This is a genomic window from Pedobacter sp. SYP-B3415, from assembly GCF_004138205.1.
Classification (GTDB): Bacteria; Bacteroidota; Bacteroidia; order Sphingobacteriales; family Sphingobacteriaceae; genus Pedobacter.
Genome location: NZ_RXNQ01000035.1, coordinates 274,921 through 294,671 on the forward strand (window position 1 = coordinate 274,921; position 19,751 = coordinate 294,671).

Here is a 19,751-nt window from a genome sequence, read left to right on the forward strand (position 1 = left end):
GCTTAAAATGAACCCTTTAATCCTGCAGCGTCAAGCACGGTGCGAAGTCTGACCGGCTTACCGGTTTCCAGCGAACTGTCCATAGCCCGCAGCAGCGCGACGGTGCCGATGCCTTCACGGATGTCTGGCCAGGCCGTAATTCCTTCTGAAAGGCATCGCGCAAAGTAGTCGAGGTAATTCTGGTATTCACCTGCATGATGGCTTTGACCCTCGAAGCGGAAATAGTGTTTCAGGGCGGAATCACCCCAGGTAATGAGTTTCTCTTCGCCCCGGCGGTCGGTGAGTGCATAACGTAACTCATGGTAATCGGCCTGGCTGGCGCCTTGCGTTCCGCGCAGAATGGTGCTCATGCCGCTGTCGCGAAGTGCCGGCTGTGTTGGGCCGGTATACGCGCCGCTTACCCGGGCAATGCGCCCGTCTGTGGCTTTGAAAATAAAGTGCATCGTATCATGATTTTTGAGACCCGCCCGCGCGCCGTTGCTGCTCAGCATACCATAACCCATTACCTCCTCAATATGAGGTAAGTACCACCGCACAAAGTCAACAGGATGGCTCAACCCACCATACAACCATTTAAAGGATTCCTTAAGCGACCACTCCTTTTGAAGAAACCACCGGTGATCGGCATGGTACTGCGCTTCGATGGTGATCAGCTCCCCGATCTCTCCCGCTTCAAAGTCCTGGCGCTGCCGCCTGGCCGGTTCAAAAAAGCGCGAACTCTGACCAATAAATACCTTTTTACCCGAGGTTTCTGCAAGTGCCAGCAATTCCGGCGCAGCCGAAAGATCGTCGATAAAGGGTTTGGTACAAATGACGTGTTTGCCATGCTGCAAGGCTGCTGCCACGTGCACAGCGTGCAGGTGATCGGGTGTATAAATAGCGATCACATCAATCCGGTCATCGGCCAGGAGGGCTTCGTACCGGGTTGTCATATTCTGAAAATCAAACTCCTGCGCTCTTTGCTGAAGAAGCGAAGGGTTCACATCGCAGGCGGCGATCAGCTCATAAAACGGACTTGACAGAGCGGCAGACAATGTACTTCTGCCTTCGCCCAGGCCAAGAATGCCCAGACCAAGTTTGGTGTTAATGTTCATCTTTCTTTTCTTCGGTTTGAAGCGGAAGGAATTCGACCCAGGTCTCGCCAACTGCGCTTCCGGGAATTCCTTCCTGGTATTTTTTCATCCGTTCATTCCACTGATCTACGCGCGGATTGTCTTTGGCAGTTAGTGGATTCAGCTGGTTCAGTTGTTCATGTTCCGGAATGCTGATAACAAGCATCAATTGCCGGCCGTGTTTGAACACCAGCAGCTGCTGAAACTGCGCACGGCAGAAACCCCTGGCGACCTCAGGCCATTTGGCAAACTGCGTACGGTGGTCTTCGATATATTGCTGCTGTAACTCCTCGTCATCGACGAGACTGGCCGAAAGCAGGTGATGTTTCCAGCGCAGCGCCGGTTTTACGCCGCAGTATTTCTGTCTGTTAAAATCGTATACCAGGTCGTCGAAAACAATCACCTCAGCGTCGGGGAAGCTTGTGGCTATGCTCTTCGAGACATTAGCCTGTTCAGCTGCAGGCACATACATGACTATTCTGTTTTTCCAGGTATACACCACAGTCGAGGGAAGCCCCTTCTCGCGGCAGAAAGCCTTGAAAGCTTCGGCGGAAGAACGGTTTTTTCTGAATTCGAGCTGATAGATGACCGCCTTACCCTGGTAACCTGACACCAGGTTGACCGGCTGACTTACCGGATAAGCAGCAGCCCCTTGACGCAGATAATGATATGTATTCTGCAATCCTGCCGCCTCGCGAATAGCGGCCGGGACCTGCGGACCATTCTGCGCCCAGCGATTTCCCGACCCGTTCGCATTCTGAAGATATTTTTCTGCAGGCGTCCAGTTTTCAGATACAGTCATACCTGCTGAGCCCTCATCGCTATAGAGGTAAAACCAATGTTCCGGAAGGTGCGCATACGGTGCCTTGTAAATACTATCTACCCTGTTACGGGTTATTTTCGTACCCGGCTGCGCCGAAAGAGTATAAATCCCCGCCACATCATACATTTGTCGGCCATAGTGGTGGATGTAGTTTCCCTCAACCAGGTTATTTCGCATGGCATTGGGCGAGCTGGTCCAGCCCCAGCCCAGGCTGATTCCGGTATAATTCACATGCCTGATCTCGTTGTGCCTGATGCGGATGCCCCGGACATATCCGGCACCAATCCCGACGCAGCCCCAGTCTTCGTTGGTAACGTCACTGATCAGGTTATTTTCGATCCTGTCATTCACGCTCAGTTCAGCATCATGAGCAGGGTTGAACGGAATATGAACTTCAGTCGCCTCATCAGAAAAAATCCCTGCAAGGATGGCGCTTCCACCCACATCTTCAAAAAGGTTGCCTGTGATGATGTTTTCGCGGGTAGCGCGACGCAAATCGAGCGCTGTAGCGGCCATATGGCTGAACCGGCAGGAATCAATGCGAAGATTCTGTGCATGGGCGATATCAACAGCGGCGGCAGGTCTTCCCACCCAGGCCTGGTTTTCGAGCGTTTTTTTATCGGCTGTGCCCGGTTTTTTGAGTTTGTAGGCGTCAAGCATAAACATGCCGGCCTGGTGCGGCACATGGCCGTATTGGGAAGGACGCAACCAGGTGCTATGCTGAAAACTGAGTCCGCTGATTTGTATGTGCTGCACCGGTCTTTCCAATGTACCTTCCGCGCGCAGCAATGTTTCCAGCAAAGGGACGGTAGCGGTCATGGAGGCCGGGTCTTGTCCGCCGTTTGGCCAGAAATACAAGCGCCCGGTCTGGGAATCAGCGTACCATTCGCCTGGTTCATCAAGAAATTGAAGGGCATTGCTGAGCACATATGCCGAGTTGCCGGTTGCTTCAGAAATCCACGGTGCGGGCCATGGATGTTCAGACTGGATCCGGCTTTCGGGTTGTTCAAAAGATAAGACCGCCGAACTGCCCTGTGTCCGGACAGATTTAATGCGCAGGTTAGCAATGGCCCACCACTGGTGGATCATCATTTCCATGCCCTTTAATTGCCCGATATCTAATCCGGCGGGAGCCGCAATGGTGCAGGTCTCTGCAGTTTTATTCCAGGATATAATCCGGTCCATATGCCCGCCACGCTGAAGCTGAGCACGCCTTGCTTTCTTACCATTTACCCACAGCTGCCTGAACACAACGGGCCGACCGTTAATGCCGGGTATGGGCGCCCACCAAACCTTTCCTGCGGCAGCAGCTGGCAGCCCCGGAACTCTCTCACGAAGCAGTTTCCATCCGGCTACAGGCATCCCTCCGCTCAGGATTACCTCCCCGCTTCCAAAATTGCTGATACGTGTCGGACTTTCAGCCGTCCCAGAATCTTCGTGACGTAAAATGAGGGGTTCGGGCAGACGGTAAATTCCCGCGTGAACCAGGATGTTTATCCCTCCTTTCATTGCAGGATCATTCAGCCGCCGCATTTCGCGCGCAGCCCTGACAGCCGCGTGCAGTGTTTCAAGTGGTTCGCCGGGGGTTCCCGGATTGCGATCAGAACCGCCGGGTGCCACATGGATATCCGCCGCGACAGCCCCCTGGCCAAGCTGCAGCAACAGCGAAAGGATAAACAGCAGTGTTCTCATTTTATTTTTGAAAGATCGATTTCAGGTAAGCGGTATTGGCTGTGAAGTTTTTGAGGACATTGGTGGGTTCACGCTGGTCGCGCGAACGCTCTGCCACCAGCCAGCCCTGCCAGCCCATACGGTCAAGTGTCTTTTTAACAGCCGGCAGATCTATTTGAGGGTCATGCTGCAGCCAGACACCGTCTGCATTGGTCGCATGAATCTGGATAATGTTTTTACCGCCCAGAATGCGAAGTTCTTTGTGCAGATCGCGGCCATTCTTTATTGCGTTAGAAAAATTGAAATAACTTTTTATGCCCTCCGAACCGATGTCGCGCAACAGTTTCAGTTCAGCGCGCGCATCAAGGGCTGTCTCGATACCGATCACCAGACCACGCTTCGCTGCCATTTCGCCTACCCTGCGCAGCCGCGTTACCATCACCGGTCGCAGCTGCGGGAATTTTACCAGGTCGCCCTGGACACCAAGCGGCAGAAAAGCTACCTTTATATTCATTTCTTCCATCGTATCCAGGCAGTCGCCAACAGTCCGTTCATAACCCGGACGCGCAGCAAAAGATTGGGCATAAAATCCGGTCATGGCCAGCGAACAGATTTCGAGACGATGCGACCTGGCTGCCTCAAGAAATTGCCTGCGGATAACTTGATCTGAAAGTTTGTTATCAAAAGTCTCCCGGTTGCCCAGCCCCCCCATGTCTATTTCGATACCGTCGGCACCGATCTGCCCTGCCAGTGCAAAGGCACCAAGCTTTTGCCTTTTCAACAGCATCAGATCAATTACCGCTACCCGGTAACGCGGCACCGGTGGCTTCAGCGCTGCCTTTAGCCATGATGGCAGCAGCACTGTCCCAGCGGTCAGTGCTGCCGCGTGCTGAAGAAATATTCTGCGGCTATCAGTTTTAACTGGCATCTTTTTCATTTCTTCCGGTATCTGTCAAAGGCACTAACGAGTTCATCAAAGCCGTGGATGGCGGTTGCGGGCAGGTACTCGCCGTTGTCGCCAAAGGCATAAAGCGCCTTCTCGGGTTCTACAGTACAACCGGTTTCATCGTAGTCGCCGGCATGAGTCCTGATCCGGGATGCATCCAGCTTGAAATGCCTGACGAGAAAGTCATACAACGCCTTCCGCTTGGAATAGCCGAAGTCATGACCTTCTTTCGGCAGGTGCACATTCTCGACCAGGGCGGACGCTCCATAACGGGCGTACTGCCTCTGAAGCCATGGAAAGTCATGTTCAGGCATTTGTGCGGTCCAGTCCTGTCCGTCTGAAACGACAAGCTGCGGCCGCGGAGCAGCCATGGCCGCCAGCTCAACGTTATTGGTACCGCCTTCGGCAAAATGTATCGGCATACCGCTTTCGCAGGGGCAGCCGCCAAAAAAGTAAGATGATAAGGATACGACCGGGGCGCTGAGTGTAATCCGGTCATCAAGAGCAGCCATGAGAACCGTGTGGCTGCCCCCGCCCGAGCCGCCGCTGATGGCGATCCGTTGTCTGTCGGTTTGCGGCAAACCGTAAATATAGTCCAGCATGCGGATCCCGCCAAGTGTCTGAATGGTCATCGCAAGGCTGCGCCTGTGGTCGGAAGATTTAAATTGCAAAAGCGATTCACCCCAGCCAAACAGATCGTAACTGACAGCCATCGCACCCATTCGGGCCAGTGTAGCGCAGCGAACCTGGCAGTCTTTCCGGTAGCGGTGTCCCGCCCAATGGCCGTCAGGGCTCATGACCACCGGCACTTTTCCTTTCATCTTTGCCGGCTTATAAACCGACCCGTTCAGATAAAGACCGGGTATCAGTTCAATAGAAATATTTTCGACGGTATACCCGTCAAACAACCGCTTCCTGGTTAATACCGGTTTAGTCGCTGCAGGCCTGGGCATGGGCGACAGCTGCAGTGCCTGAAAAATAGCGGGCTTCAGCGCTGCTTTGCGTTTTTCCCAGCTTTCAAGGCTGGGATATCGTTTAGAGAGGCTGTCAAGCATGGCCCAGCCGTCTGCAGGTGCCCAACGATGGTATTCGTATTCCTTTAGTTTGTATACGCCATGGCCTTCATCATTCACCTTCATGTCAAGCGGTTTGAGCACCTCTTCGAATGTCTGGTTAAGATCAGGTCTGAAACGCCAGCCGGCGTAGTTTACCCATTTATCTTTCACCTGTTCGCGGCTGTATTTCACTTTCACGCCGAACCGCTGGCTAATCTGCTCCAATACTTCCTGCAGCGGTTTCCTGTAGGTGTGGTCGCTGTCAGATTGCGCATGAGCCGGCCGGTTTAAAAACAGCAAGCAGCATAAGAAAGTAAAGGAGAAAAAACTCCGCATAATTTGTTCAGGTTTAACTTTCTTCATTTTTTGTCTCGGTGATTACCGGGGCGGCATACCCTTTCAGTTCAGGCCACTTGCCGTTCTTTATTTTTCTTAGCCGGAGTTTGGCGGGATCAACCACCACGTGTTTGATCTTCTGCCTGCGCCAGGTGTAGATAAAATGAAGCATCCCGTCGCTGGTCTGGATCACAGCCGGGTAAGAATACTGGCTGACCGGCGAATCTTCAAGGATCAGCGCGGCAAACCATTGTCTGCCATCTTTGCTAACCGATACGTTCAGCGGCGTACGCGGTCCTTTTGCCAGTTCGCCCGGTGGCAGCACATGGTTATAGACCAGCACATGACGGCCATCGGCAAGGCTTACAGCGTCTGTGCCCGAGTTGTTATTCGGCAAGCTGGTCTTTGCAAGGGGGCTCCAGGTTTCACCAAGATCATCAGACCAGGATTCAACCAACGCGCGGTTCCGTGAACGGGCCAGCAGCTGCAGTTTCCCGTTCTTGTGAATAAGCACACTTGGCTGAATGGCATCAAGACCATTACGATTGAGCGGACCAATGTTTCGCCAGGTTTTACCCGCATCAGCGGTGCTTTCGATGTGCAGTGTCCACCCGTTGCCTTCCCTGCTGGAGGGCGCTAATAGTTGTCCGTTGTTTAGCAGCACAGGTTTGTTTTTTACAGGACCAATATTGCCGACCGGCAACCGGACAGCTGCAGACCAGGTCTTCCCGCCATCCGTCGAGCGCTTAAGCATTCCCCACCATTCTGAGGGTTTTGGTCCGATCTTATAAAACAACATCAGTTCGCCCCGGGGCACCTGGTATAAAACCGGATTCCAGGTCGGCAGGCGCTTTCCATCAGGCTGCACACCGTCCGCGACCGAAACAGGCGGCAGCCATTTGCCGTTTTCCTGCCGGCTGATGTAAATTTCCACGTCAGGCGCACGCTCCTTTGTGCCGCCAAAATAGGCTGCTACCAGGCCCGCCGGGGTTTCGGCAATTGTTGCAGAGTGGCAGGATGGAAAAGGCGCACTTTCATACAAAAATTCTGCTTTGATCAGCCCCTGCTGCCACTTTTCAACCTGTGCATGCGCATTCCTGACTACGAGTGAACAGGCAATTATGAACGCCGGATAAACTATACTTCGGAATCCCATACTAGTTCGGTTTTTTAGCCGCCTTTTCGGCCTTGATTTTTTTTGTGTAATCACTGTACAGCTGTCGCCAGTTGCGGCCATTGCTGTTCAGGTACTGTTCGCATTTGGTTTTGTAGATCTCGAAGATCGCCGAGATCTGTTTCATATTTTTATAATCAATGGCCTGCTCGCGCGCCTGTTTCAGGTACGCTGTAATCTTCTCTGTCTCGGCAGCGGTCAGATCAGGTACAATTGCCTGGTAACCTTTTAATGTGAAAGCTACCTTGCCAATCGTGTACTTATCCAGGATCTCTTCTATTTGCTCCGGCTTCAGGTCTCTGCCAAGGGCCGCCATCAGGTTGCGGTGTACCGAGTCGGGCATAGCCGAATCTGCAATAATCTGTCTGTCAAGTTCGCTGAGCTTATTGCCCGTTGCAGGATTAATTCCTGCAGGTACTGTAGACGCCGGGTGATTGTTGTGCCAGTCGCGCACCTGCGTAAGGTGCGTAGCGATGGCTGTGCCGACACGTTTTGCCTGGTCGCCGGTCAGGTTGAGGCCGGCAATCCATTCGGCGGCTTTTTTATTCGATTCAGCATCCTGCGCTTTGCTTCCGAGTGCGGTGCAAACCAGCATTGAGAAGCAGATCATTTTAATTTTCATCATGTTTCTGAAATTTCAGAGCTAAACACATAGGTACCCGAACCAAGTGTAAAGACCGCCCGGTCACGCTCCATATCAAACTTTTGTTCCTTATTATTTTTGTCATGCCCGGATACTGCAGATCTGCGAGCCGCCGGCACATATATTTTTGCTTCCGAATTCGGCGGAACGGTAACCTGCCATTGAAACTTATTGCCGGTACGCTTCCATTCACTGCGAACGGTACCATAAGGCGTTTCGAGTGAGGCCTGCACCGTGTTAAGACCATCAACCGGTTCAGGTTTCATTTCGATCTCTTTATAACCCGGCTGCGCTGCGCGGATACCGGCCAGGTTTTCGTAATACCAGATCAGCAGGTCGCCCAGCAGCATGACGTGGTTTTGCGAATTCATTTTCGGACTGGCGGTGTTGCCGTTCCAGAGCTCCCAGATGGTCGTGGCGCCGTTTTCGGCCATGTAACCCCAGCTTGGATATCCGGTATTTGTTGCCAGGCGGTAAGCCAGGTCGGTGCGGCCAAAGCGGCTTAGTGTACGCATGAGGTATTGCGTGCCGATAACGCCAGTTGAAATATGGCTTTGATCCGGCCCTGTAAGCCTGTTTACAAGAGTCCCGAAAACTTCAGCCCGCTCCTGTAAGGAAACCATATCGAAAGCCAGCGGCAGCAGTTGTGCTGTTACCGTACCATTGCCGTAGGCATGTTTACCTGCGTCGAAATACGTTTTGTTAAATGCTTCTTTTGTGCGTGTTGCGCGATCCCTAAAGTTTGTAAGGTCCTGTTCTTCACCAAGCCGTTCAGCAAACTTTTGCATGAGTGTCAGCAGGTGGTAGTACGTGGCTGCGGCTATGAGTCCGCCGTCGGTCAGGCGGGCGGGGTCTTTTGCATGGATCAGCTCTTTTGCTTCGGGCGGAACACACCAGTCACCGTATTTATCTTTTTTCACGAGCTCATTGTCAGCGTATCGCGTCCACATGTAATCGATCCACTTTTTCATGGCAGGATAGTGGTCACGCAGGGATACTTCGTCGTCGAAATGAGTTAGTAACATGTCTGCGACCTGCAGATACGTACCGGGCCAGGTCACATTATCGCTGTAGTAGCGCCAGAAGGCCGGCGCAACATCCGGAATACTCCCATCGGCCCGCTGCGACTCCCGGATGTCGTTCAGCCACTTTGCATACAGCCCGGCATTGTCAAACACAAACGCCTCGCCATACGCACCGGTACTCCGGTCGCCAAGCCAGGGTTGCCTTTCGTTGCGCTGCGGACAGTCGACCGGCATGCCCTTATAATTCCCCCTGATTCCCCAGACTGCATTGCGGTAAACCTGGTTGATCACCTTATTGTCGGTTAAAAAGTTTCCGGTTTGCGTAACCGCATCGTGGACCACGCATGCATCAAAATCTTCCTTTCGCGGAACACCGGGATACCCCGTTACCTCAACAAAACGAAAGCCATGGTAAACAAAGGTTGGATTCCATGTTTCCCGGGCGCCACCACGCAGGGTATACTGGTCGGAAGATTTTGCATCGCGCAGGTTTTCGGTATAAAGGCTTCCGTCTGCGTTCAGACTCTCGGCAAAGCGAAGCGTAACCTGCTGGCCTGCCTGTCCCTTTACGCGCATGCGGATCCAGCCGGCTATATTCTGACCAATATCCAGGATGTAAGTTCCGCTTTTTGTACGCGTGATGCCGGCTGGCTGCAATACGCCGGTAACCTTCATGCCGGGCGTTGTCTGGGCAACAGGCATGCCGCCCGGTTCCTGCACAAATTCGGCTTTGAGCCACTTGCGATCATCAAAACCGTTGACATTCCAGCCGGGCATGGACTTACGGGCGTCAAAAATTTCCCCGTCATATTCATTGTTCGATCTGATTGGACCATCTGCGGTGACCCGCCAGCTATCATCTGTTGTGATGGTTTCAGAAGAACCGTCGATATAGTCGAGATCAATATTTACAAGCAGCTTCGGGTAACCGAACGTTTTGATCTTGTAGGGCTTGTATGCCTGCCGCATGGTATAATACCTGCCGTTACCGAGAATAATCCCGATGGTATTTTTGCCTTCATGCAGCTTATCTTCCAGCGTGAAGGTATTGTAGGCCACCGAACGGCTGTAATCTGTCGGTACCGGGGCCAGCACCTGGTCACCAAGTTTTTTACCGTTTATGAATCCTTCATACAGACCGAGTCCGATAATGTACGCCGTTGCCCTGCGCAGCTTTTTTTTGACAAGAATCTCCTTCCGGAAATACCGCGCCGAAAGCCGGGAAAACTGAGTCTCACTATCCCAGGAAAATGACCTGTCCAGACCGATCCAGCGCCCTTTCCAGTCGCCCGCGAACAGAAGCCCCAGGCTGAACGAAGCAGGCTCCGACCATTGTGTTTCCCCATCGGTTGTCCAGGCCCGCACTTTCCAGAAAACCCGCTGCCGGCTCTTTAGCGCCTTCCCTGCGAACTTTACCTGGTGCGACAGGTCTGCGCGTACCCGGCCTGAATCCCAGATATCGGCTTCGTTTGCAGCTAACTTTTCAGCCGAACCGGCCACCATAATCTGGTAGCCCTGTTGCCTCAGATCTGTACCGCCGCCGGTAAAACGCCAGCTGAATCTTGGCGTTGCCGTACCCAAACCTTCCGGATTGATCAGCCCTTCACAGCGAAGCGACCCGGCTTCGGGCTGCGCGAGCACGGCTGCAGAAGCAAAAATTGCGATCAGAAAAACACTCAGGATTTTTCTCATTTCCGGTCGGGATTAAAATCGAAATAAAGCGACATATGTAAAGCTCTTGCGGGTTCCTTCTCAAAGTCATAAAAAACGTGCTTCATGCCCATCGGTCCGGTAGTCTCAGGCTTTTGTGTCTTGGTGCCGATTGCAGAGATACCATTCATGAATGAAATATCACCCGCAGGGAAAGTCGGGCTCATGTTGTCATATTCGGTGTCTTTTGATTTTTTTGGCGTAAACAGGCGTAAAAAAACATCTTCCTGGTCAGTAATTACCTTGAACGACTGACGCTTCCCTATAAATTTACACCAGTACATATTTGCATGATAACCTTTGAATTCCGGATACTGGAAAGGTACCTCGCCGGTGGCGGATGTGTTGTAATCCTTATGCCATACACCGAGCTGCTGACCCTTCATCCGGTTTTTCCATACGCGGTACGGTCCGCGACCAAAATAGTCAACACCGCTGATTTCGTCTTCCGGATAGGAGAAGTTCAGTCCGACGAAAGTGCTGAAATATGCACCGGGGAAGTAGGCAACCTCCATTTTTAGCAGACCGGAAGCAAAGACTGTCCAGCGCAGGGTATTATAACTTTCCTTTTTATCGAAGGTTGAGGCAATAACGACGCTGTCTCCCTCCTGAACGAGCGTAAAATTTTTGAAATTGTTTTGGCCTTCCTGAATAACAGGGCCGTTTGCGAAGGGAAGAATGCCCTGTGTTGTTTTTACATCTTTCAGCAGCCCGCTCTGACGGTCTATGCGATAGGTCAGTCCTGCTGCTGTGATTTCGAAATACCCGGAGGTTTCGCTCACGACCGGCTTTCCGGCAGCTGCTTTTACAAGCATTGGAATGGCTTTTTCTGCCGGAGGTTTAACCGGATATGTCCAGGTAAATAACTCCCGGCCGTCGGCGCCTGTAGCAGTAACGTATAAAACATCATGGTTTTGCCAGCCCGCAGGGAGCTGCAACTGCAGGGTGCCTTTAGCGCCCGGAGCCACCGCAGGAGCGGCTACCGAACCGGAATCTGTGCGAACCGGCACCGGGCCATCTGCAAAAGTCTTTAGCTTCCAACTGAAGCCGCAGCGGTTCAGATTGGTAAAATCATACCTGTTTTCAATAGTCAGACGCCCGTCGAAGTATGGCGTTATTTCCCGCGGTTCGATGTAAACGGGGCTCCAGACTTCCTTAATTGTAAAATAACTCCCTTCTTTTTCATGATACGGACCGACGATGCCATCGGGAGCGTGGTTTCCGTCGGTATCAAGCAGATTATTTCGATCGGTGCGAACAATGGCCTGGTCGGCAAGATCCCATAGGAAACCTCCGGCAGATAGCGGGTTACGCAGCATGGCGTTCCAATAATCTTCAATGCCGGCGCCGTGCCCCCCGTCAAACATGCCATGCAAAAATTCGGTCGGCATAACGATGTTATGGCCATGATCATAATTCCCTATTCCATAATTGAACTCCCGGTAATGGGTAGTTTCAAAACCGCCAAACACTTCCCAGGGGTGAACAACAGGTCGTTTCTGTATATCGAGTTCGTTGAATTCGGTATCAAATGTCCGGTTGTGACCGCCCTCGTTCCCGTTAGCCCAGAAAATAATCGAGGGATGGTTTTCGTCGGTCCGGAACATTTCTTTTAATAATTTTTTCCCGGTCGTATCGTTGTAGTGTCCATGCCAGCCGGCCAGCTCATCCATCACATATAATCCCAGGGAATCACAAACATCGAGAAAATGACCGTCTGGCGGGTAGTGCGACATACGGACGGCGTTCATATTCATGTCTTTGATCAGCCTGACGTCGGCTATACTGATTGCCTTACTCGTCGTGCGACCAGAATTCGGATGAAACGAGTGACGGTTTACTCCTTTGAAACGGATCTTTTTCCCGTTAACATAAACGCCATCACGCCGGCGCACCTCGATCGTACGAAAACCGGTCTTCTTTTGAAGAACATGCTGCACACGGCCTTTCCTGAGCAGTTTGAATGTCGCCAGGTACAGATGCGGGAATTCTGCACTCCAGAGGTCGGGTTTGCTGAACACCGCTTCAAACTGTGTCCGGTTACCGGTCAGGGAGAAGCGGGTTTTTCGACCAAAGGTTTTGCCGTTTGCAGCAGTCAGTGTGAGCTCAACCTCGTCAGCCGGCCCGGTAGTATGAACGGCTGCACGCAAAGTGCCATCTGCACGGGCGTCGAGCTGAACGCGTTCAATGTGTGCCACCGGCACGGAACTAAGATAAATGGGGCGAAAAATGCCCCCGAAAATCCAAAAGTCAGCTTTTCTTTCAGCCTCGTTTACGCTCTGATTTGCGGAATGTTTTGAGACTGTTACTTCGAGAAGATTTTCTGCATCATATTTCAGGAGTGAGCTAACGTCGTAGCTAAAAACATAGAACGCGCCCTGGTGTACGGCCCCGGCCGGTTTGCCGTTTAGTTTTACTTCGGCATCGGTCATGACACCCTCAAACACAAGTTTGTTTACCCGGTCTTTCCAGGAAACCGGCACGGTGAAACGATACCGGTACTTTCCCTGCTCTTTGCCCCGTGTGGCTTCTTTCGAAAAACCATAATTATATGTGCCAAAGCCCTGTAATTCCCAGTTGGACGGTACCGGGATGCTTGTCCATTTGCCGGCATTCATTCCCCCGGTACAGAAAAAATCCCAATTTACCGTGCGGTCACTTCCGGTTCCCGACAGGTATTGCCGTTCGGTTTGTTGTGCTGAAACAACAAACGAAAAGAAGAGGAAAAACAGGAACAGCGGCGTTGATCGGATCATTTTGTAGCAGGGTTGAATTTCTTGTAAAGCGGATTTTCGGTCCGGAAAGGCATGGCGGGTATGCCTGTTGCATTCGTCAGGTTATCATGGCCGCGCTCATGCCACGCAAAACGCGCCTGGTGTGGCCGGATCACGGCTGATGAGGAAAGTATGATTCTATCGCCGCTCAGTTTAGCAGATGCAGGATAAAAGACGCCATCCTGACCGGCAAGTTCAAACCCTGTAAATGGCTTACCGTCTGCAGATTTCAGCCCGGCAGCGTAATCGAACGAGAGGATGACTGTACTTTTGCGCGTTTTTGCTGATTTGAATACCGGACCCGAATAAGCAACCGGTTGTCTGTAAGTTTGCGAGAGGGCCTGCAGGGCCAGCCTGCGCCCGATTTCCCATTTATAACCGGGGTGCAGTTCCGTTCCCTTATCATTCAGATCGGTGGTTACCACCAGGCCCGTCTGGGGCAAACGGAGTACCTGCGCCTGCGCTTCCCAGAAGCGGGGCAGGGTCGTTGAATCGAGCGCTACCTTCCCCTTTGCCGTGCTGTAATCGTACGGCGCAATCTGCACAACGTAAAAGGGCAGTTGCTTTTTCCAGGCCCGCCGCCAGGCGCTGATCAGTGTCTTCAGTTTATAGCTGTAGCTCAGATCTTCGTTCAGGAAACAGTTGGTTTCGCCCTGGTACCAGAGAAATCCGCGAACGGGAAAATCTGCAAGGGGCTCGATCATCGTGCTGTAGAACTTGCCCGGATCATTGCCCGGCCGCGACCGGAAAAATTCTTCTGTATCGAAGGCGTTTGCCGGAACCCAGGGTTCGATGGCGCTGCCGCTAACCGCTGAAGAAATCATCCCAACCGGTATCCCGAGCCTGTGCTGCAGCTCTTTTGCAAAGAAATATCCGACCGCAGAAAATGAGCGCAAGGCCGAATCGCGCGCTACACTCCAGCTTTTGTGTATTGAATCTGGCTTTGAAAGGGTTTTCCGGTTGACTAAGAAAATCCGGATCAGCGGGTTAGTGGCTGTTTCTGCTTCGTTCTTTGGAAATCCGAGACTTTTATTTGCCGGCACCGGTATTTTTGCAAGTTTACGCATGGCATATTCCATGTTCGATTGACCGGAACACAGCCAGACCTCTCCTACCAGTACATTTTCCAGGCGAATGATATTACTGCCTTTGATCTCAAGCACGCGCGGTTCAGCAGAAGCTGCCATCGCTGCGAGGGTGACATGCCAGTTGCCGCTGGCGTCTGCCGCCGTTGCAAGGTTTTGTCCTGCAAAACTGACTGTTACTTCTTCGCCGGCTGCTCCAAAGCCCCAGATCTTTACCGGTTCGTCGCGCTGCAACACCATACCTGACGAGAGGATCTGCGGCAGCAAAATATGCGCTGAAGCCGGCATAACAGCGGTAAAAAAAACGAACAATAAACCCTGGAGATATTTTTTCATAGCAGAATTAAAAGGTTGAGGTTTTGACCATATGAATGCTGTACCGGTGATTCGGCGCCATTTCACCTGCATGCTTCAGGTCATAGGTTTGATCTGCGGGCGTATCGACATCCGGGAAACGCCGTACTTCGCCGGTTCGGAAAACCAACCGTGATACCGAGGCAACGGGTACAAAGGTTAAACTGGTCAATACGTCCTTGCCATTCATTGATATGGTATAAAAACGGTTCCCGGTGTTCAGCCTGATTGCCACTGACATGGTTTCACCGGCTTTATAGTTACCAAAATTCTTATATCGTGAACCTGCTTTGGCACTGATCGTACCTGTACTGTCGAGCGTTAGCCGAAGTGCCGCAGTACCTTTTGCATCCTGCAGTTCAACTGCCAGCAGACCCTTTGCATCTGCCGGGGTCAGCTTAAACTCTACCCTGAGCCTGGTTGCTTCAGGGAATAATCGCTCTGCCTTTGCATAATCGAAAGGATCTTTGTCTTCAAGGACCAGGCTGTTGTTCCTTACGTTGACGGGTGCCCACAGCGGACTGTAGATATTCCAGTTTTCCAGTTCCCGGCCCTTCGGCAATACGCTGAAGTCGTCGTCCACGTGAGCGGTTGCCTGACTGCGCAGCGGCACCGGAACAGAAGAAACCCAGATATCCTCCTTATTCATGCTATAAGTCAGCCACACTTTGCCATCAGCCGGCTTGCCATTGCCTTCAACAATCCCCCGAATGTACTGGGGGCCGTATGATTTATAGTTTCCGCCATAACGCATGGGCGAAATTTCGCCATTTACCAGCAAAAGATCTTTGTATTCCAGCCCGTTATCACTCGTCGAGACGGCAAGCGGCCAACGGTACTCTGACGGATTATACACCGCAGCAAACCGGCCGTCGCTGGTGCGCTGTCCCCAGATCTTGGCTGTGCCATTGACAAAACCAGGCGCCCTGACCGCATTTTCGGGCCAGGTTTTACCATGATCCGTGCTAATGGCGGTAAGCGCGTTTTTCCAGAGGCCAACTACACGTCCGTCAGCGAGGTGGTAATAACTGAAGGCCTTGTACTGTTTTTTCAGTGGAATCAGGGGGTCTTTCCGGTCTGCCTCTTCATTCCATTGCTGCATCATGAGCGGATTCGAAAGCAATTCATCACAAGCCGCGACGAAGTTTTTGTTTTTACTTTTTGTATAGAACGGGTAGCGGGTATTGGCTTCAGACCAGCCCGGATTGTAGCGAATGAAATAGATCGCACCAAAACTGCCGTCGGCATTCACTTCCCTGACCACGCGGCCAATTCCCTTGCCATCGTTCGGATCGTCTTTTTCATCCAGGCAAATGCCGTAAAAGCCGAGAACCAGCAGCACATCTTTTTTCGATACGAAAAATCCCATGCGCTGGTGCATCACGGCATCAAGGTCTTTGGCTACGCCGGGGTGCCCTTCCTTACGCGTACCATCAGGAATCCGGTAAACAGGGAAAACGACCTGCGGACGCGACCAGCTGTAACCATCGGCCGATGTCTGAAGAAAGGTCTGTCCCGGCGGAATACTCTCACCCACACGGTCACTCAGGTACTCCAGGTAAAATTTACCCCGCCAATGAGCAAGCATGGGCGCATGGTTATACGTCCAGCCAAAGTCTTCTGCCAGCTCAGGGTGTTCGCGGTTTGCACGAAAGGTCTGGATATTGTGCACACCCATTACAGGGCTTAGCTGGCCATGGTGATAATCGGCATTTACAAGCGTCTTGCCGGTATAACGCACGGTATCCTGCGCCGCAAGCTGCTGAAATGTCCATGTCATCAGAAAAAAAAGAATACGTTTCTTCATGTCGTCATTTTGGTACTGCCTTTTCCGGAAAGCAGGCTCCGTCATACTTGGGTCACAGCAGTCCTGCCATTCGCTGTACCGCCTCGTTCCTCAGCGTGCGCCGCTGCTGTCAGGTTTAACCTGGATGGTCTGTACATCAACTCACGGCACCTTATTCACCGCACGGAGCAGTTTTTTGAGTTGGCTTTTGAGTACCGGTACAATGGTTCCGTGTTTATGGCCTTCAGGCAGGCTGACTTCCGCACTTATGTCTTTGAATGTTTTAAAATCGCTGGTTTTTCTGGCCGGGTACATTTTATCGCCGTAGGCATCAAAGTAGATCAGCCAATCTTTAGCCCGCCGTACAGCGGTTGGTCCTTCGGTTAATTTTGGAGTAAAGCTTTCAGACGCCTTGCTCCAGGGTCCGGAAGCCGATCTGCCGAACGCTATTTTCATATTGCGGTTCGGACGGGTATTATCTTTCAGGACCAGGACGTAACTTCCGGGAGCGCGTTTCAGGATCACCGCATCAATTACGCTGAAACCCGGATCGTAAAAAAGGCGTGTCGCCGAAAATGTTTTGAAATCGGCGGTGCTTGTCATATACATTCGGTGGTTATTGTCTTCCGCTTCAACCCCTCTCGGGAAACGACCAGGAATAGTCGAAGCCCAGATAATCAAAAATCTTTGGCTTTCGTCATCATAGAAGAGCTCCGGGGCCCAGACGTTTACGGTAGCCGGTTCGTGCGCCATTACGGGAATAAACCGTTGTTCAGACCAGTTCAGGAGATCTTTTGAACTGGCGTAACCGAAACCTTTATCGCCTTTCCAGCTACTGGTCCAGACCAGGTGGAACGTGCCGTCAGGGCCTTTCACCATAGACGGATCGCGCATCACGCGCTGCTGTCCGATCGTGGGTTTAAGGAAAACGGTATCAAGATCCTGCCAGTGCAGCGCATCCCGGCTATACAACAAACGCAGTCCGTCTGTAGCCGGTTCCTGAAACGACGTAAACAGATAGGCGCGGCTTTTACACCCACTGGCGAGCAGCAGTGCCACAAGGAAAGCCGATATGTACAGCCGCGTTTTCACTATATCTTGCTATCTAAAATAAGCACCCAATCGTTGCCGGCAGCGGGAGTTCCCGGGGGATTGAACGTTTTTACACCAATGTTTTCAATTTCGCCTAAATCCTGCTCCCTGCCTGTCCGGGGATCGAACCAGGCGGCCTTAATCCTGCTGCCGGGTATCCTGCCCATGTTTACCTGAAAATCTGCACCGGTGTAGCTGTAAATGAATGCATACGTTTTGCCACGCGTTGCCACCACACGGTCGTATTTCATTTTGCCGATATTGCTAACGAGCGACTGGTCGGGCACACGTTCCGGAACGGGCCTGGAAAGCATAAGTTTTTTCAGATACACCATCTCGGTTGCACCGCGCGCCTGCAAGGCCTCCTGCCATGTTGCTCTCGGCCCGTAAGAGGCCTTATCCCCTTTGCGATAAAACTGCATGACCGAATTATGCCCATAGGTGTAACCAAAACCACCCGCAAATACCGACCAGTACCCATAGCGCCTGATATCGGCAGGTTTCCACCTTACCTCAAGCGTATCATGAAGACCATGCGGAATGTCTTCATAAGATGGTTCGCCGTCGATGGTTGGTTTGACCGGCGTCATCGCATAATCGCCTGCTGCATAACGCCAGTTGTCTTCGCCGTAGTGAAGTTTTTCTTTTGCAGACGTATCCTGATCGTAGCGCCGGTGACCGGACTGGAACATATTAAAATCCAGCCAGGGGGCGTTGTGAAACCAGGCCGAAGAGGTGGTCCTTCCGCGCGGATGAAAGGTGATAAGGTGCTTTGCATCGTGTTTCCTCAGGTTCTCGCCTATTGCATTCCATACCGGCATGCCATCGGTGCCTTTGATATCTCCACCGTTCAGCCAGATAATGTTCCAGCGGTTACGGTATCTTTTAGCCAGAAATTCTGCAAAGGCAGCGCCTTGCTGCGCGGTTACTTTTCCGCTCTTCACGTTTGAGCCCCATACCGGCACCAGCGCCATGTAGAGTCCCTTTTTTGCGGCCAGGTCGATGATGTAATCGGCATGGTCCCAGTAATCATACTGAAGACTGTCTGCCGGATCGCTGCCTTTCGTTAACAGTGGCCTGGACAGATCATTCCGGCTTATTGCAGAATCACCGTAGGCATTCATTTGCGGCAGGTCATGGATGACCATGACCTGAATGACGTTGAAACCTTTTTTACGGCGGTCGTCGAGGTACTCGTTAGCTTCCTCGCGCTTCAGTTTGCGAAACAGAAGCCAGCCGGTGTCACCGAGCCAGAAAAACGGTTTCCCATCGCCAGTGGTTAAAAAGCGGCGGTTTTCGGACACGCTGAGCCAGGGATCAGCCGCTGCTTTTTCCTGCTTGCAGGCCACAAAAAGACATAAACCAAACAGACCTGCCAGTATATACAGAGATTGATACCTCAAAGAAAACGCCGTTCGTTTCAGGCTGCTAACTGGCCGGCAAGGCCCTGGTTTATTATCAAGGTGCTTCATTGTTATGATGTGCTTCCGCGAGGGCATCGCAGTCAGCAGTTTTTAATATTTGGTTAGCCTGTTGTACAGGTAGCATGCCGGTGCATGCGGGTTAATCAGTCGGAAGACATGAATAACCGTCAACCGAACATTTAAATATAAAGACAATATTCATTAGCAAACGAATTTTAATTAAAAAATATTCGTCCGAGACTGAAGCATGAGTGTTTGTCAGATTTGAGACAGGAGACTTTGTGTGGTAATCAGGTATTCGTAGTTCGTATCTGGACGTGGTGCAACTGCTATAGATTTGAGATTTGAGATTTGAGTCCTGAGAAAGCAACCCACTCGGCCGCTTATGGCGATTGAGGGGTTAGGCGCCGTGGTCTTTCATCCTGGTTCTTTTTTCCTTAGTCTCATTGGAAAACGTTCGCCGCTACCTCTTCGCAGGGGATCCCTCGCCGTTGCGTTCCCGGAACAAAGGGATTAGATAAACGCGCTTCGGGATGACGGCGCGTGGGGGGGCGTTGGTCGGGCCTGGCAAAGCGAGGGGTCCTCCACCCAGGTCCTGGTTCATGATTCATGGCTCAGTGTTGTCCGGTAAACCGAAAAAAAGTGCATAAAAAAAGGGGCCGAAGCCCCCTATAGTTTTTAGATTTGGAGTTACCACACAACAAAAATAAACTATGCCTAAAAGTACATTTTTTACCGGAC

12 protein-coding genes are annotated in these 19,751 nt (G+C 51.9%); all 12 read right to left on the reverse strand.

Going from position 1 to position 19,751, the window contains the following annotated elements; genetic code table 11:
- Nucleotides 1–2: 2 nt before the first annotated feature.
- Nucleotides 3–1,094 (reverse strand): Gfo/Idh/MocA family protein, encoded by a 1,092-nt coding sequence (locus tag EJV45_RS17265; protein WP_129717676.1) that lies wholly within the window; start codon nucleotides 1,092–1,094, stop codon nucleotides 3–5.
- Nucleotides 1,084–3,627 carry a right-handed parallel beta-helix repeat-containing protein gene (locus tag EJV45_RS17270; protein ID WP_129717678.1) on the reverse strand — a complete coding sequence of 848 codons (2,544 nt, stop codon included), beginning with the start codon at nucleotides 3,625–3,627 and terminating at the stop codon, nucleotides 1,084–1,086. Before EJV45_RS17270 ends, EJV45_RS17265 begins: the two co-directional genes overlap by 11 nt.
- Nucleotide 3,628: 1 nt before the next feature.
- Nucleotides 3,629–4,543, reverse strand: a complete 915-nt coding sequence (locus EJV45_RS17275; protein ID WP_240755325.1) for a sugar phosphate isomerase/epimerase — start codon at nucleotides 4,541–4,543, stop codon at nucleotides 3,629–3,631.
- Entirely contained in the window at nucleotides 4,540–5,970 is a 1,431-nt protein-coding gene (locus tag EJV45_RS17280) for a S9 family peptidase (protein ID WP_240755326.1), read from the reverse strand. The genes EJV45_RS17275 and EJV45_RS17280 overlap by 4 nt, the downstream gene beginning before the upstream one ends.
- Complete coding sequence (locus tag EJV45_RS17285; RefSeq protein ID WP_129717680.1) at nucleotides 5,957–7,099, reverse strand: exo-alpha-sialidase; 1,143 nt, start codon at nucleotides 7,097–7,099, stop codon at nucleotides 5,957–5,959. Before EJV45_RS17285 ends, EJV45_RS17280 begins: the two co-directional genes overlap by 14 nt.
- Nucleotide 7,100: 1 nt before the next feature.
- Nucleotides 7,101–7,742 carry a DUF3826 domain-containing protein gene (locus EJV45_RS17290; RefSeq protein ID WP_129717682.1) on the reverse strand — a complete coding sequence of 214 codons (642 nt, stop codon included), beginning with the start codon at nucleotides 7,740–7,742 and terminating at the stop codon, nucleotides 7,101–7,103.
- Complete coding sequence (locus tag EJV45_RS17295; protein WP_129717684.1) at nucleotides 7,739–10,477, reverse strand: glycoside hydrolase family 78 protein; 2,739 nt, start codon at nucleotides 10,475–10,477, stop codon at nucleotides 7,739–7,741. Before EJV45_RS17295 ends, EJV45_RS17290 begins: the two co-directional genes overlap by 4 nt.
- Entirely contained in the window at nucleotides 10,474–13,251 is a 2,778-nt protein-coding gene (locus EJV45_RS17300) for a glycoside hydrolase family 2 TIM barrel-domain containing protein (RefSeq protein ID WP_129717686.1), read from the reverse strand. The genes EJV45_RS17295 and EJV45_RS17300 overlap by 4 nt, the downstream gene beginning before the upstream one ends.
- On the reverse strand, nucleotides 13,248–14,690 hold the full coding sequence (locus tag EJV45_RS17305) for a sialate O-acetylesterase (protein ID WP_240755327.1): 1,443 nt from the start codon (nucleotides 14,688–14,690) through the stop codon (nucleotides 13,248–13,250). Before EJV45_RS17305 ends, EJV45_RS17300 begins: the two co-directional genes overlap by 4 nt.
- A 7-nt stretch (nucleotides 14,691–14,697) precedes the next feature.
- Nucleotides 14,698–16,515 (reverse strand): six-hairpin glycosidase, encoded by a 1,818-nt coding sequence (locus EJV45_RS17310; protein ID WP_129717688.1) that lies wholly within the window; start codon nucleotides 16,513–16,515, stop codon nucleotides 14,698–14,700.
- A 141-nt stretch (nucleotides 16,516–16,656) separates the two neighbouring features.
- Nucleotides 16,657–17,586: a glycoside hydrolase family 43 protein gene (locus EJV45_RS17315; protein WP_240755328.1), complete on the reverse strand. Its 930-nt coding sequence runs from the start codon at nucleotides 17,584–17,586 to the stop codon at nucleotides 16,657–16,659.
- A complete protein-coding gene (locus tag EJV45_RS17320) occupies nucleotides 17,586–18,989 on the reverse strand; it encodes a glycoside hydrolase family 140 protein (RefSeq protein ID WP_240755329.1) in 1,404 nt (467 codons plus the stop codon). Before EJV45_RS17320 ends, EJV45_RS17315 begins: the two co-directional genes overlap by 1 nt.
- Nucleotides 18,990–19,751: the final 762 nt, after the last annotated feature.

Excerpts from the sequence above, each read along its gene's own strand:
- EJV45_RS17265 (WP_129717676.1), bottom strand. The coding sequence starts at position 1,094 with ATGAACATTAACACCAAACTTGGTCTGGGCATTCTTGGCCTGGGCGAA.
- EJV45_RS17270 (WP_129717678.1), bottom strand. The coding sequence starts at position 3,627 with ATGAGAACACTGCTGTTTATCCTTTCGCTGTTGCTGCAGCTTGGCCAG.
- EJV45_RS17275 (WP_240755325.1), bottom strand. The coding sequence starts at position 4,543 with ATGAAAAAGATGCCAGTTAAAACTGATAGCCGCAGAATATTTCTTCAG.
- EJV45_RS17280 (WP_240755326.1), bottom strand. The coding sequence starts at position 5,970 with ATGAAGAAAGTTAAACCTGAACAAATTATGCGGAGTTTTTTCTCCTTT.
- EJV45_RS17285 (WP_129717680.1), bottom strand. The coding sequence starts at position 7,099 with ATGGGATTCCGAAGTATAGTTTATCCGGCGTTCATAATTGCCTGTTCA.
- EJV45_RS17290 (WP_129717682.1), bottom strand. The coding sequence starts at position 7,742 with ATGATGAAAATTAAAATGATCTGCTTCTCAATGCTGGTTTGCACCGCA.
- EJV45_RS17295 (WP_129717684.1), bottom strand. The coding sequence starts at position 10,477 with ATGAGAAAAATCCTGAGTGTTTTTCTGATCGCAATTTTTGCTTCTGCA.
- EJV45_RS17300 (WP_129717686.1), bottom strand. The coding sequence starts at position 13,251 with ATGATCCGATCAACGCCGCTGTTCCTGTTTTTCCTCTTCTTTTCGTTT.
- EJV45_RS17305 (WP_240755327.1), bottom strand. The coding sequence starts at position 14,690 with ATGAAAAAATATCTCCAGGGTTTATTGTTCGTTTTTTTTACCGCTGTT.
- EJV45_RS17310 (WP_129717688.1), bottom strand. The coding sequence starts at position 16,515 with ATGAAGAAACGTATTCTTTTTTTTCTGATGACATGGACATTTCAGCAG.